The 14,521-nt window shown below is 70.7% G+C and carries 9 protein-coding genes and 1 pseudogene; 8 read left to right on the forward strand and 2 right to left on the reverse strand.

Going from position 1 to position 14,521, the window contains the following annotated elements:
• Nucleotides 1–5: 5 nt before the first annotated feature.
• A pseudogene (locus CP978_RS36370) lies at nt 6–293 on the forward strand (S-methyl thiohydantoin desulfurase domain-containing protein); the annotation flags it as partial.
• 71 nt (nt 294–364) lie between these two features.
• On the opposite strand, the gene CP978_RS09685 reads toward CP978_RS36370, so the two are convergent.
• A complete protein-coding gene (locus tag CP978_RS09685) occupies nt 365–2,116 on the reverse strand; it encodes a lytic transglycosylase domain-containing protein (RefSeq protein ID WP_043439423.1) in 1,752 nt (583 codons plus the stop codon).
• Between the two features lie 301 nt (nt 2,117–2,417).
• On the opposite strand from CP978_RS09685, the gene CP978_RS09690 reads away from it, so the two are divergent.
• Nucleotides 2,418–3,275 (forward strand): DUF4184 family protein, encoded by an 858-nt coding sequence (locus CP978_RS09690; RefSeq protein WP_043439424.1) that lies wholly within the window; start codon nt 2,418–2,420, stop codon nt 3,273–3,275.
• 63 nt (nt 3,276–3,338) lie between these two features.
• Here CP978_RS09690 and polA read toward each other — a convergent pair whose 3' ends face one another.
• Complete coding sequence (gene polA / locus CP978_RS09695; protein ID WP_043439425.1) at nt 3,339–6,062, reverse strand: DNA polymerase I; 2,724 nt, start codon at nt 6,060–6,062, stop codon at nt 3,339–3,341.
• 250 nt (nt 6,063–6,312) lie between these two features.
• Here polA and CP978_RS09700 point away from each other — a divergent pair, with 250 nt between their 5' ends.
• From CP978_RS09700 to CP978_RS09725, 6 genes are all read left to right on the forward strand, one after another.
• The gene (locus tag CP978_RS09700) at nt 6,313–8,592 is read left to right on the forward strand and encodes an FdhF/YdeP family oxidoreductase (RefSeq protein ID WP_043439427.1); all 2,280 of its coding nucleotides are present in this window, start codon (nt 6,313–6,315) and stop codon (nt 8,590–8,592) included.
• Nucleotides 8,593–8,646: 54 nt separating this feature from the next.
• The gene (locus CP978_RS09705; protein WP_043439428.1) at nt 8,647–9,111 is read left to right on the forward strand and encodes a PaaI family thioesterase; all 465 of its coding nucleotides are present in this window, start codon (nt 8,647–8,649) and stop codon (nt 9,109–9,111) included.
• Nucleotides 9,112–9,490: 379 nt separating this feature from the next.
• Nucleotides 9,491–10,117 (forward strand): hypothetical protein, encoded by a 627-nt coding sequence (locus CP978_RS09710; protein ID WP_043439430.1) that lies wholly within the window; start codon nt 9,491–9,493, stop codon nt 10,115–10,117.
• A gap of 288 nt (nt 10,118–10,405) precedes the next feature.
• The gene (locus CP978_RS09715) at nt 10,406–11,638 is read left to right on the forward strand and encodes a branched-chain amino acid ABC transporter substrate-binding protein (RefSeq protein WP_043439432.1); all 1,233 of its coding nucleotides are present in this window, start codon (nt 10,406–10,408) and stop codon (nt 11,636–11,638) included.
• A gap of 110 nt (nt 11,639–11,748) precedes the next feature.
• Complete coding sequence (locus CP978_RS09720) at nt 11,749–12,681, forward strand: branched-chain amino acid ABC transporter permease (protein ID WP_043439435.1); 933 nt, start codon at nt 11,749–11,751, stop codon at nt 12,679–12,681.
• Between the two features lie 5 nt (nt 12,682–12,686).
• Nucleotides 12,687–14,516: a branched-chain amino acid ABC transporter permease gene (locus CP978_RS09725; protein ID WP_043439437.1), complete on the forward strand. Its 1,830-nt coding sequence runs from the start codon at nt 12,687–12,689 to the stop codon at nt 14,514–14,516.
• The last annotated feature ends 5 nt before the right edge of the window (nt 14,517–14,521 follow it).

Below are 14,521 nucleotides of genomic sequence, written 5' to 3' on the forward strand. Positions count from 1 at the left end.
GGACCGTGCCGTGCGGGCGATGTGCTCGTCGGACGACTGCTCGCGCCCCGCGACCTCGCGCCGACCGTGGAGACCGTGGGCCGGCCACCTCGGCGGGGGGGCTCGCCGCGGTCGGCGTGATCGACATCGGCGGGCTGAACGCGGTCGCCGCCGTGCTCGCCGCCGCCCGGCTCGGGGCGCCCGTCCTCGACGGCGACCTCATGGGCCGGGCCTTCCCACGGATCAACCGGACCACCGTCGCCGTCACCGGCCACCGGGCCGCCCCGCCGACGCTGGCCGGCCCGGTCGCCGACACCGTGATGGTCCCGACCGCCTCGGCGTCCATGGCCGAAGCCGACCGCCGCCCCTGGACCTCCGGGCGGCGCTACGAGGCGCCGTCGGACGACGGGCTGGAGGACGGGGTGGGCGACGGGGTGGGCGACGGGGTGGCCGCCTCCACCTGGAGTTCGACCGTCACCGTCGCGCCGCCCGCGGTGGTGATCCGGAGCAGGAACGTGCCGGCGGTGTCGTCGGCGTACAGCTTCGGCAGGCTCAACAGGCCGCCCGCGTCGGTCCGCAGGCCCGTGAGGGTGCGTACGACGTTGCCTGCGGCGTCCTTGAAGTAGGGGCCCGAGCCAGCCTCGGACGGGTTGTCGGCCGCCTTGACGAGGGTCGCGGTGGCGGCGACGCCGTCCGCGACGGCCCCCTGGTAGGTGGCCTTCACCACGATCTGCCCGGCGAACTCCCCGCCCGGGACGCAGGCCGGCGGGGCGTCGCCGACGCGGACCAGCGTGTCGGCCCGGCGCTCGGTCACGGTGGCCGGATAGTCGACGCCGCTCACGGTGCGGCCCACCACGAGGGCGCGGACCTGGAAATAACCGGTCTTCTCACCGGCGACGAGCGCGGGCGCGGTGGCCTTGCCCGTGCTGTCGGTGACGGCGGTCGCCACGATCTCGCCGCCGGAGAAGGCGGCGTCGGTGTCGCCGCTGATCAGGAACCGCACCCGGACCCCCGGCACGGCCTTGCCGGTCTCGGTGACGGCCTTCACCACGACCTTGCGGCCGAAGGTGTCGCCCGCCATGGCGGAGAGCTCGCCCGTGCCCCCGTCCGTCAGGTGGTCCACGGTGTCGGTGGGGGTCGGCGTCGGCGTGGGCGTCGGCCTGGACGGCTGAGAGGGCGTGGGGTCGGCGCCGGGGCTGCTGCCACTGCCCGGCTTGTTGCCGCTCGGGGACTTGCCGGGCTTCTTCGCCGGACCGGAGGTGGGGGCGGGGCTCGGGGTGGAGCCTTCGTCGCTGCGGTGCGAGGGCAGCGTGCCGGTGCCGTCCGGGATCGAGTGGGCGTCCTTGCGGTAGTAGTCGTACCAGGACAGGACCGTGCTCAGATAGGCCTGCGAGTTGTTGTAGCCGAGGACCGCCGCGTTCATGTCCGACTGGACCGACAGGTCACGGTCGAAGCGGCAGAGGTAGTGGCCGGCGGCGAGCGCGGCGTCGTAGACGTTGTTGGGGTCCTTGACGCCGTCCCCGTTGCCGTCGCGGCCCGCCCATGCCCAGGTCGAGGGGATGAACTGCATGGGCCCGACGGCACGGTCGTAGGTGGAGTCGCCGTCGTAGAGGCCGTTGTCGGTGTCCTTGATCAGCGCGAAGCCGTTGCCGTCGAGCGCCGGGCCGAGGATCTTCGAGTAGGTGGTGCCCTCCGCGTCGACCCGGCCGCCGCTCGCATGACCGGACTCCACCTTGCCGATGGCGGCGAGGAGTTCCCAGGGCAGATTGCAGCCCGGCTTGGACTGCCGGATCTCGGCCGCGGCCTTCTGGTAGGCGTCCAGGACCGTGGCGGGTATGCCCGACTCGGAGTCGCCGGTGGTGCCGCTGGTGCCCGTGGTGGGGCCGGCGCTCGGAGCGGACGACTCGACGGGGCTGTTGAGCGGCGGAAGATCGGTGTAGTAGAGGCTGTTGCCGGTGGCGCTGTCCTCGCCGGTGCCGTGGGCGTCGGTGTCGGAGGCGGACTGGGAGTCGACGCCCCGTCCGCTCTCGGCGGCCGTTCCCGGAGCCTGGGACGCGGCCATGGCCGCGACCGCGACCGCTGCCACGGCAGTGTTCGCCGCACCCTTGCGCAGCCTGCTGCCGAAATGCGCCGCCATTGAGTGACCCCTCCCGTCGACGACCCCGTGTGCCCCGTTGCGGTCGTGTACGTATTCGACCACGCGCCCGGCTCGGCGCCCAGATGACCCTACGACAACTTCCGCCACCCGGACATCGGTTGGTGCCCGGTCTTCACCCGTTGGTCATAAGCGGGCGGAGGCTTGTCACTCATTGGTCATCCGCGGCCCTGTCCGGGAGCGGAGACCCGGCCGGAACGCCCGGCCTCTTTCCGACGCCCCTCATACTGGACCCTCCTGTCGCCGGGGGCAGGCCCGGCGGACCACCGCACGGGGAGCAGATGTGCCGTTCACCCTCAGCCATGCAGCCGGGGTGCTGCCCGCCGTACGCCGGGACGGTTCCGGCCGGGGACGGCTGGTGCCCGCGGTCCTCCTCGCCGGGTCGTTCGCGCCCGATGTGACCTATTACGCGGCGAGCGTGGTGCCCGGGGCGATGGAGTTCGGTGCGGTCACCCACTCCCTCCCCGGGGTGTTCACGGTCGATGTGCTCATCGCCTGGACGCTGGTGGGCCTCTGGCAGTTGCTGCGGGAGCCGCTGGTGGCACTGCTCCCACGGGCGGGGCAGGGGCGGGTGGCGGCGCTGCTGCGCTGCGGCACACCACCGCGCGAGGTCGCGTCGGGTCCGGCCCTGTGGTGGTACGTCTCGGCGGTGCTCGGCGCCTCGACGCATGTGGTGTGGGACGCCTTCACCCATCCCGGCCGCTGGGGCATACACCTGTTCCCGGTGCTGGGACAGGAGTTCGCGGGTGCGCCGCTGTACTGGTACCTGCAGTACGGGAGTTCGGCCGCCGCGGCGGTGGTGATCGCGGTGTTCGTCGCGACGGCGCTGCGGCGGATGCCCTCCGGCGCACCCGCCGTCGCCGCGCGGGTGCCCGCGCTGTCCCGGGCGGACCGCCTGCTGGCGGCCACGGTGATCGGCGGATGCGCGACGGCGGCCGCGGTGCATCGGGCGCACCGGTGGTGGTCCTACTGGGGAGCGTCCGCGAAGCCCTGGGAACTGATACCGACGGTGTGTTTCGGGGCGGGTACGGGCCTTGTCGTGGGACTCGCGCTGTACACGGCCGCCGTCAGGATGTGGCGCCCGGCCCCCACCGCCCCTGCGGCCTCGGCGCCGGAACCGGTCCGGTCACCGTCCCACTGACAAGGACGGCAGCACGTCGGACCGGGCCCGGGCCCCGGGGCGAGGAAGACCGCCCCGGACCCTTCAGTGGGCCGCCGACTCCCAGTCCCCGCCGACGCCCACCGACACATCCAGGGGCGCCTTCAACCGCACCGCTCCCGCCATCTCGCGGCGGACCAGCTCCTCCGTCTTCTCCCGCTCGCCCGGGGCGATCTCCAGCACGATTTCGTCATGGACCTGGAGCAGCATCCGGGAGGTGAGACCGGCCTCGCCCAGCGCCCGGTCCACATTCAGCATGGCGATCTTGACGATGTCCGCGGCCGTGCCCTGGATCGGGGCGTTCAGCGCCATGCGCTCCGCCATCTCCCGGCGCTGACGGTTGTCGCTGTTCAGGTCGGGGAGATAGCGGCGGCGGCCGAAGAGGGTCTCGGTGTAACCGGTGGCGCGCGCCTCGTCCACCACGCGGCGCAGATAGTCCCGCACCCCGCCGAACCGCTCGAAGTAGGTGTCCATCAGGGCTCGCGCCTCCGCGGCCTCGATGTTCAGCTGCTGGGACAGGCCGAACGCCGACAGACCGTAGGCCAGTCCGTACGACATCGCCTTGATCTTGCGGCGCATCTCCGCGTCCACCGCGTCGCGGGCGACACCGAACACCTGGGAGGCGACGGTGGTGTGCAGGTCCTCGCCGGAGGTGAACGCCCGGATCAGGCCCTCGTCCTCCGACAGATGGGCCATCACCCGCAGTTCGATCTGGCTGTAGTCCGCCGTCATCAGGGACTCGAAGCCCTCGCCGACCACGAAGCCGCGGCGGATCGCCCTGCCCTCGTCCGTGCGCACCGGGATGTTCTGCAGATTCGGGTCGGTCGAGGACAGCCGGCCGGTCGCCGCGACCGTCTGGTTGAACGTGGTGTGGATCCGGCCGTCCGCCGCGACCGTCTTCATCAGGCCCTCGACGGTCACCCGCAGCTTCGCCTGCTCACGGTGACGCAGCATGATCACCGGCAGCTCGTTGTCGGTCTGGGTCGCCAGCCACGCCAGCGCGTCCGCGTCCGTGGTGTAACCCGTCTTGGTCTTCTTCGTCCTCGGCAGACCCAGCTCGCCGAACAGCACCTCCTGGAGCTGCTTGGGCGAGCCCAGGTTGAACTCGTGCCCCGCCGCCTCGTGCGCCTCCTTCACCGCCTGCTGGACGGCGCCCGCGAACATCTGCTCCATGGCCTCCAGATGGGCCCGGTCCGCGGCGATGCCATGGCGCTCCATCCGGGCCAGCAGCACGGAGACGGGCAGCTCCATGTCCCGCAGCAGATCCGCCGCGCCGACCTCCCCCAGCCTCTCCTCGAACGCCTGGCCGAGATCGAGGATCGTGCGGGCCTGGATCATCAGGGCGTCGGCCTCGGCATCGTCGTCCGTGCCGAAGGCGAGCTGCCCGTCGGCGGTGGCCGCCGGCGCCAGCTCCCGGCCCAGATACTCCAGCGACAGCGCGTCCAGGGCGAAACTGCGGCGGCCCGGCTTCACCAGATACGCGGCGAGGGCGGTGTCCATGGCCACGCCCTCCACGGACCAGCCGTGCTCGGGGAAGACCCGCATCGCGCCCTTGGCGTTGTGCAGCACCTTGGGCCTCGCCGGGTCGGCGAGCCAGGCCGCGAACGCCTTCTCGTCCGCCTCGTCCAGCTGTGCCGGATCGAACCAGGCCGCCGGGCCGTCGGCCGTGGCCAGCGCCACCTCGGCCACCGCGCCCGCACCCAGCCCCCAGGAGTCGACCGTGGCCAGGCCGAGGACCTGCCCGCCGTGCTCGGCGAGCCACGGCTTCAGCTCCCCCGCGCCCAGCACCGCGCCGTCCAGCTCCACGCCGTCCGCCACGACCGGGGTCCCCTCGGCCTCCTCCGCCCCCGGGTCCACGGCGAAGAGCCGCTCCCGCAGCGAGGGGTTCCTGATCTCCAGGGTGTCCAGGATCATGGTGACGGAGGTGCGGTCGTACGGGGCGCGCTCCAGGTCGGCGACGGTCCGCTCCAGCTCCACCTGCCGCTCCAGCTCCGTGAGCCGGCGGTTGAGCTTCACCGACTCCAGATGGTCGCGCAGATTCTGCCCGGCCTTGCCCTTGACCTCCTCGACCCGCTCGACCAACTCCGCGAACGAACCGAACTGGTTGATCCACTTCGCGGCGGTCTTCTCGCCGACACCCGGGATGCCGGGCAGATTGTCCGACGGGTCGCCGCGCAGCGCCGCGAAGTCCGGGTACTGCGCCGGCGTCAGCCCGTACTTCTCGACGACCTTCTCCGGGGTGAACCGGGTCAGCTCCGAGACGCCCTTCGTCGGGTACAGCACCGTGGTGTGCTCGGTGACCAGCTGGAAGGAGTCACGGTCGCCGGTGACGATCAGCACCTCGAAGCCCTCGGCCTCGGCCTGGGTGGCGAGCGTGGCGATGATGTCGTCCGCCTCGAACCCCTCGACCGCGAAACGCCGGGCGTGCATCGCGTCCAGCAGCTCGCCGATCAGCTCGACCTGACCCTTGAACTCGTCCGGGGTCTTCGAACGGTTCGCCTTGTACTCCGTGAACTCCTCGGAGCGCCAGGTCTTGCGGGACACGTCGAACGCCACCGCGAAGTGCGTGGGCGCCTCGTCACGCAGCGTGTTCGCCAGCATCGACGCAAAGCCGTAGATCGCGTTCGTCGGCTGGCCCGTCGCGGTCGTGAAGTTCTCCGCGGGCAGCGCGAAGAACGCGCGGTAGGCCAGCGAGTGCCCGTCCATGAGCATCAGCCGCGGGCGGCCTGCGGAGGTCTTCTCGGTCTTCTTCGATGCTGAATCTGCCACGTCCCCGATCCTGCCACGAGCCACTGACACCCGGCCCCGCCCACGAGCGCCCCCGAAGGTCCCGCGGCCACCACGACCCGTCCCCCGCTGCCCGACGCCCCGCGCACCCCGCCCCGGCGCCCGCACCCCCGGTCCGCTGCCCCCGCAAGCACTGTCCTCGTCCCGTGCATGACCGGGCGCCGTCATTGTCGGCACCCCGTGCGAGGATCGGAGACGTATCTCACACCTGTACACGAAGGGGAGGTCGGAGATGGCCAGCAAACCGCCCAAGGGTGACCCGGTCCAGGACGCGCCGCGGGTCACCGAGCCGAAGCACGCGGCGGCGGGGCTGCCGGCCATCGGACACACCCTGCGGATCGCCCAGCAGCAGATGGGCGTGCGCCGCACCGCGCTCACCCTGCTGCGCGTCAACCAGAAGGACGGCTTCGACTGCCCGGGCTGCGCCTGGCCCGAGGGCGACCACCGGCACACCGCGGAGTTCTGCGAGAACGGCGCCAAGGCGGTCGCCGAGGAGGCCACCCGGCGCCGGGTCACCCCGGAGTTCTTCGCCGCCCACCCCGTCGCCGACCTCGCCGAGCGCAGCGGCTACTGGCTGGGGCAGCAGGGGCGGCTGACGCACCCCATGTATCTCCCCGAGGGTGCGGAACACTACGAGCCGGTCGGCTGGGAGCGCGCCTTCGACATCATCGCCGAGGAGATGACCGCGCTCGCCTCCCCCGACGAGGCCGTCTTCTACACCTCGGGCCGCACCAGCAACGAGGCCGCGTTCCTCTACCAGCTCTTCGCCCGCGAGCTGGGCACCAACAACCTGCCCGACTGCTCGAACCTGTGCCATGAGTCCTCCGGCTCCGCCCTCACCGAGACCATCGGCATCGGCAAGGGCAGCGTCCTGCTGGAGGACCTCTACCAGGCGGACCTGATCATCGTCGCCGGGCAGAACCCGGGCACCAACCACCCGCGCATGCTCTCCGCCCTGGAGAAGGCCAAGGCGGGCGGCGCGAAGATCATCAGTGTCAATCCGCTGCCCGAGGCGGGCCTGGAGCGCTTCAAGAACCCGCAGACCCCCCAGGGCATGCTCAAGGGCGCCGCCCTGACCGATCTGTTCCTGCAGATCCGCATCGGCGGCGACCAGGCACTTTTCCGCCTCCTCAACAAGCTGGTCCTGGAGACCGAGGGCGCGGTCGACGAGGAGTTCGTCCGCGAACACACCCATGGCTTCGAGGAGTTCGCCGAGACCGCCCGCGCCGCCGACTGGCACGAGACCCTCACGGCGACCGGCCTCACCCGCGAGAAGATCGACGAGGCCCTGCGGATGGTTCTCGCCTCCCGGCGCACCATCGTCTGCTGGGCCATGGGCCTCACCCAGCACAAGCACTCCGTCCCCACCATCCGCGAGATCGTCAACTTCCTGCTGCTGCGCGGCAACATCGGCCGGCCCGGCGCGGGCGTCTGCCCGGTGCGCGGCCACTCCAATGTGCAGGGCGACCGCACCATGGGCATCTTCGAACGCCCCGCGCCCGCCTTCCTGGACGCCCTGGAGAAGGAGTTCGGCTTCGCCCCGCCGCGCGAGCACGGCTATGACGTCGTACGGGCCATCCGCGCCCTGCGCGACGGCGAGGCGAAGGTCTTCTTCGCGATGGGCGGCAACTTCGTCTCCGCCTCCCCCGACACCGAGGTCACCGAGGCCGCGATGCGCCGCGCCCGGCTCACCGTGCATGTGTCGACCAAGCTGAACCGCTCGCACACCGTCACCGGCGCCCGCGCCCTGATCCTGCCCACCCTCGGCCGCACCGAGCGCGATCTGCAGGACGGCGGCGAACAGTTCGTGACCGTCGAGGACTCCATGGGCATGGTGCACGCCTCCCGCGGCCGGCTGGAGCCCGCGAGCCCGCAGCTGCTGTCCGAGCCGTCCATCGTGTGCCGGCTGGCCCGCCGGGTGCTCGGCACGGACAGCCGGGTCCCCTGGGAGGAGTTCGAGCGGGACTACTCGGCCGTCCGGGAGCGCATCGCCCGCGTGATCCCCGGCTTCGAGGACTTCAACCGGCGGGTCGCCCGCCCCGGCGGCTTCGCGCTGCCCCACGCGCCCCGCGACGAGCGCCGCTTCCCCACCGCCACCGGCAAGGCCAACTTCACGGCGGCCCCCGTGGAATACCCCGAACTGCCCGAGGGGCGGCTGCTGCTGCAGACCCTGCGCTCGCACGACCAGTACAACACCACCATCTACGGCCTCGACGACCGCTACCGCGGCATCAGGAACGGCCGCCGGGTGGTGCTGGTGAACCCCGAGGACGCGCGGGCACTGGGCGTGGCCGACGGTTCCCATGTCGATCTGGTCGGCGAGTGGAAGGACGGCGTCGAGCGGCGCGCGCCCGGTTTCCGCGTGGTGCACTACCCCACCGCACGGGGCTGCGCGGCCGCCTACTACCCGGAGACCAACGTCCTGGTCCCGCTGGACGCCACCGCCGACACCAGCAACACCCCCGCCAGCAAGTCCGTCGTGGTCCGCCTGGAACAATCGACGACCGACTGAGCGCCCGCTCAGCCAGAGGCGAGTGACCGGACACCACGAACGGAGCAGTACCCCATGGGCGAACAGCACACCGTGAAGTTCCCTCAGGAAGTCCTCGACGAGTACGCCGCACTCGGCGTCGATCTGCCCGCCCTCTTCTCCGCCGGGCACCTCGGCACCCGCATGGGCGTCCAGATCGTCGAGGCCTCCGCGGAGCGGGTCGTGGGCACCATGCCGGTGGAGGGCAACACCCAGCCGTACGGGCTGCTGCACGGCGGCGCCTCCGCTGTCCTCGCCGAGACCCTCGGCTCCATCGGCGCCATGCTGCACGGCGGAAGCTCCAAGATCGCGGTGGGTGTCGACCTCAACTGCACCCACCACCGCGGGGTGCGCTCCGGTCTGGTCACCGGCGTCGCCACCCCCGTCCACCGGGGCCGTTCGACCGCGACCTACGAGATCGTGATCAGCGACGAGGAGGGCAAGCGGGTGTGCAGCGCCCGCCTGACCTGCCTGCTGCGCGAGGCGAACTCCGGCAACTAGGGCGTGTTCCGAAACACGCCCTGGGTCCTCTCGTCCCGGCCGTGCACACCGGCGCAGATGCGCACGGCCGGGGGCGGGGTGCCGAACCGGCCCCCGCCGCACCGTTGTCCGCGCGCTCCCGGTGGGCCTAGCGTCAGGACATGGCAGCGGAAGGAGCGCTCCGCACCGCGGTGACGGCGCTCGAATCCCGGTTCGCGGGGGCGTCGGCGACCCCGTACGCAGGCTCCGGCCGGAGCGGAATCGGCGCGCGGGCCCCCGTCACGGCCGCACCCCCGCAGGGCCGCCCCGCCGACACATCGCCCGCGCGGAGCCTTCCGCACGGGACGCGCGGCGGTGCCGGCCGCCGGGGCACCGACGGCCCGGGCCAGGGCCACCGGCGATGAGCGGCATCGGCCCCGTCGAGCCGGGCGACGGCACACACGTCTGGGACGCCCCCGTCCCGGACCTGCCGCCGGCCGGCGGACCTCCGCGCAGGCGTCCGCCACGGCTCCACGGCCGCTCCCGCCGGGTCGTGCTCACGGCCGCTGCGGCCACCCTCCTGCTCGCCGGCAGCGGCTACCTCTACGCCACCCGCCCTCAGACACCTCCGCCGCCGGCCCCGTCGGCCCCGGCGTACCCCTCCCAGGTGACCACCGTCGTCTATCTGCACCCCGAGGCCACCCCGCGCGACGCCCCGGCCAGGAGCTTCAGCTTCTCCGTGCGGCTGAGCGTGCGTTCCGGCCCGCCCGTCACCGTGACCCGGCTGACCCAGCCCTACGCCGGGCTGTCCCTGACCACGACCCCGGGGCTCCCTTTCCGCACAAAAGCGGGTTCTTCCCGCAAGATCATCATCAACGCACATGTGACGGAATGCGGAAAAACACCTGAGAACGCCGGGCTCCCTTTCCTGGATCTAACTCTGCGTAATGCGCGCGCAAAGGAGACGCACGGCTTCATCCTCGGGGCGCGCTATGCGCACGACCTCTCGGGCGCCCTGCACGTCGCCTGCGGCAACCATGCAAAGTAATCAGCAAAAACCCCTCATGCACCTGAACTTGGCCCCACGAGTCCTGCGAGTTCTCACAATGTGGACGCGACGAATCCGCCGGAATTCCACTGTTCCACCCACCAAGTACCGCTCTGCATTACCTCGTGTCATAACAAGAGAGTCACAGCCTTGGTCAGACCCTCCTCCACATTCCCCGCACGCGCTTAGAGTCACGGCCAGTCACCGCGTGGCCTGAATGTCAGTTCGGCCCTGCGTTCGACTCGGCTACTTCCAGGGGGGAGGGCCGTGCCAGGGAAAGGACTGATCGTGCGTCAACGTTCACTCATCGCCGTTACCGCAGCACTGGCAGCGGGAGCACTCACCCTCACCGCCTGCGGCTCCCGGGGCGGAGACGACAAGGGTTCGGACTCCGGCAAGGGTGGCACCGTTGTCACCATCGGCGTCGACGCTCCGTTGACCGGCGGCCTGTCCGCCATGGGCCTCGGCATCAAGAACTCCGCCGACCTGGCCGCCAAGACGGCCAACAAGCAGAACTTCGTCAAGGGCGTCACCTTCAAGGTCCAGGCTCTGGACGACCAGATCCAGGCCTCCGTGGGCCAGCAGAACGCCACCAAATTCGTCGCGGACAAGTCCGTACTCGGCGTTGTCGGCCCCCTGAACTCGTCCGTGGCCGAGGGCATGCAGAAGGTCCTCGACGACGCCCACCTCGTCCAGGTCTCCCCCGCCAACACCGGCCCCGGCCTCACCCAGGGCGCAGACTGGCGCAACAAGAAGGTCCGCCAGTACAAGTCGTACTTCCGCACCGCGACCACCGACGCCATCCAGGGCCCGTTCGCCGCGCAGTACCTCTACAACGAGGCCAAGAAGAAGAAGGTCTTCGTCATCGACGACAAGAAGACCTACGGTGCGGGCCTGGCCGGAACCTTCACCGAGGAGTTCAAGAAGCTCGGCGGCAAGGTCGTCGGCACCGAGCACATCAACCCCGAGAGCAAGGACTTCTCCGCGGTCGCCACCAAGGTGAAGAACTCCGGCGCCGACGTCGTCTACTACGGCGGCGAGTACCCGCAGGCCGGCCCGCTCAGCAAGCAGATCAAGGCTGCCGGCGCCAAGGTCCCGCTGATCGGCGGCGACGGCATCAAGGACGACAAGTTCATCGAACTGGCCGGCTCCGACAGCGACGGTGACCTCTCCACCTCCGTCGGCGCGCCCGTCGAGACCCTCGACTCCGCCAAGCAGTTCGTGGCCGACTACAAGGCAGCGGGCTACAAGGACGAGTACTCCGCCTACGGCGGCTACTCCTACGACTCCGCCTGGGCCGTCATCGAGGCCGTCAAGAAGGTCGTCGAGGACAACGGCGGCAAGCTGCCCGACGACGCCCGCGCCAAGGTCACCGCGGCCATGCAAAACGTCTCCTTCGACGGTGTGACCGGCAAGGTCTCCTTCGACGAGTTCGGCGACGCCACCAACAAGCAGCTCACCGTCTACGCCGTCAAGAACGGCGCCTGGGAGTCGGTCCACTCCGGCACCTTCACCGGCTGAGCCGCACCAGCACCGCTTACCAGTCGCGCGGGGCGCTGTTCCACTGGCGCCCCGCGCGCACACGCATCCGGCCACATTCGACAAACATCCGAAGTCTCGGAGGACATGCGGTGAACGAACTGCCGCAGCAGCTGGTCAACGGCCTGCTACTGGGATCCATGTACGGGCTGGTCGCCATCGGCTACACGATGGTCTATGGCATCGTCCAGCTCATCAACTTCGCCCATGGCGAGATCTTCATGACGGGAGCCTTCGGCGCGCTCTCCGTGTATCTGTGGGTACTGCCCAACGGCACATCGATGTGGGTCGCCCTGCCGCTGATGCTGGTGGGCGCCATCATCGTCGCCGTCCTCGTCGCGGTCGGAGCGGAACGATTCGCCTACCGGCCACTGCGCGGCGCGCCACGCCTGGCACCCCTGATCACCGCCATCGGCCTCTCCCTCGCCCTGCAGCAGGCGGTGTGGGCCTGGTACCCGGGCGCCAAGGATGCCCTCACCTTCCCGCAGATCGCCGGAGGCCCCTTCGAGATCGGCGGCGTCACCATCCAGACCGGCGACATCTTCCTGCTCGTCGCCGCGCCGCTCAGCATGGCCGTCCTCGGCTACTTCGTCATGAAGACCCGCACCGGACGCGGCATGCAGGCCACCGCCCAGGACCCCGACACCGCCCGGCTCATGGGCATCAACACCGACCGCATCATCGTGGTCGCCTTCGCCCTCGGCGCCGCCTTCGCCGCCGTCGGAGGCGTCGCCTACGGCCTCAAGTACGGCCAGATCGACTTCCGCATGGGCTTCCTCCTCGGACTCAAGGCCTTCACCGCGGCCGTCCTCGGCGGCATCGGCAACATCTACGGCGCCATGATCGGCGGCGTCGTCCTCGGCGTCGCCGAGACCCTCGCCACCGCCTACATCGCCGACATCCCCGGCATGGAGAAGTTCGGCAGCAACACCTGGGCAGACGTCTGGGCGTTCGTTCTCCTCATCCTCGTGCTCCTCTTCCGGCCCCAGGGCCTGCTCGGCGAGCGCGTCGCGGACAGGGCGTGACACCGATGACCACACAGACCACAGCACCCGAGACCCCCAGCGCCCCCGCCGCGGACACCGCACGCACCGGCCTGGTCCCGATGCCGGAACACATCGGCCGCGCCCTCGCCACCGGCGGTGGCGTCCTCACACTCGCCGCCACCTTCCTCGCCTGGACCTGGACCTCCGACTTCCCCGGCGACCTCACCGTCTACGGCTACCCAGGCGGCCTCCAGGTCCTCGTCCTCATCGGCGCCGCCCTCACCATCCTGCTGGCGCTCTCCTCCTACGGCGTCAAGGGCCTGCGCTGGCTCACCCCCGCAGGCGCCGACGGGGCCATCAAGCTCGCCGCGCTGGGCACCGCCGGCACCGCGCTGTACGCGGTCATCGCCATCAGCGCCAAACTCGGCGGCGTCGTCAACCTCGAACCCGGCGGCTACCTCGTCGCGGCCGGCAGCCTCGTCGCCCTCACCGGCGCCCTGGCCCTGCCCTTCGAACGCCCCGAGCCGGACCCGATCGACCCCGACGACAGCGGCTGGGAGCACTTCAAGCACAAGGCGGCCCGCCTCCGGGCCATCGTCAAGGCGAACTTCGCGACCGGCACCCCCCGCCCCGTGGGCACGCTGCCGTCCTACGCCGAGATCCTGATCATCGTCGGCGTCCTCGCACTGGGCCTCACCGTCTTCACCTACGGGATCGGCACCGAATACGACGAACTGTTCATCGGCTTCCTCATCCTGGCCGGTTTCAGCTTCGCCGCCCTCAACAAGTCGGGCCTCATCGCCCACGCCTCCCAGATCACCAGCCGGCACCAGAGCATCACCACCTTCGGTGCCTTCCTGGCCGCGGCCGTCTTCCCCTTCACCCAGTCCGACGACCAGTACGCCACCCTCGGCGTCTACATCCTGATCTTCGCCACCGTCGCACTCGGCCTGAACATCGTCGTCGGCCTCGCCGGCCTCCTCGACCTCGGATACGTCGCCTTCCTCGGCGTCGGCGCCTACGCCGCCTCCCTGGTCTCCGGCTCCCCCAACTCCCCCTTCCACGTGCACTTCCCGTTCTGGGCCGCCCTCCTCGTCGGCGCCGCCGCCTCACTGGTGTTCGGCGTCCTCATCGGCGCCCCGACCCTGCGGCTGCGCGGCGACTACCTCGCCATCGTCACCCTCGGCTTCGGTGAGATCTTCCGCATCACCGCCAACAACCTCGACGGCACCTCAGGACCCGACCTCACCAACGGCTCCAACGGCGTCTCCTCCATCCCCAACCTCAAGATCCTCGGCTTCGACTTCGGCCTCCCGCACGACATCGCCGGATTCACCATCGGCCGCTTCGCCAACTACTTCCTCCTGATGCTGCTGATCACCGCCGTCGTCGTGCTCGTCTTCCGGCGCAGCGGCGACTCCCGCATCGGGCGCGCCTGGGTGGCCATCCGCGAGGACGAGACCGCGGCCCAGGCCATGGGCATCAACGGCTTCCGGGTCAAACTGATCGCCTTCGCCGTCGGCGCCTGCCTGGCCGGCCTCGCCGGCACCGTCCAGGCCCACGTCACCTACACCGTGACCCCCGAGCAGTACCTCTTCGCCAGCTCCACCCCGCCCAACTCCGCCTTCCTGCTCGCCGCGGTGGTCCTCGGCGGCATGGGCACCATCGCCGGACCGCTCATCGGCGCCTCACTGCTCTTCCTGATCCCGAACAAGCTCCAGTTCCTCGGCGACTACCAACTCCTCGCGTTCGGACTGGCGCTCGTCCTCCTCATGCGCTTCCGGCCCGAGGGCCTCATCCCCAACCGCCGCCGCCAGCTGGAATTCCACGACGAGGCCGACGCGCCCGCAGTCCTCAGCAAGACGGGGGCCTGACCACC

Source organism: Streptomyces nodosus (genome assembly GCF_008704995.1).
Taxonomy (GTDB): domain Bacteria; phylum Actinomycetota; class Actinomycetes; order Streptomycetales; family Streptomycetaceae; genus Streptomyces; species Streptomyces nodosus.

Coding starts and splice junctions, on each gene's coding strand:
- CP978_RS09685 (WP_043439423.1), bottom strand. CDS start 2,116: ATGGCGGCGCATTTCGGCAGCAGGCTGCGCAAGGGTGCGGCGAACACT.
- CP978_RS09700 (WP_043439427.1), top strand. CDS start 6,313: ATGGCCAGCAAACCGCCCAAGGGTGACCCGGTCCAGGACGCGCCGCGG.
- CP978_RS09710 (WP_043439430.1), top strand. CDS start 9,491: ATGAGCGGCATCGGCCCCGTCGAGCCGGGCGACGGCACACACGTCTGG.
- CP978_RS09725 (WP_043439437.1), top strand. CDS start 12,687: ATGACCACACAGACCACAGCACCCGAGACCCCCAGCGCCCCCGCCGCG.
- CP978_RS09705 (WP_043439428.1), top strand. CDS start 8,647: ATGGGCGAACAGCACACCGTGAAGTTCCCTCAGGAAGTCCTCGACGAG.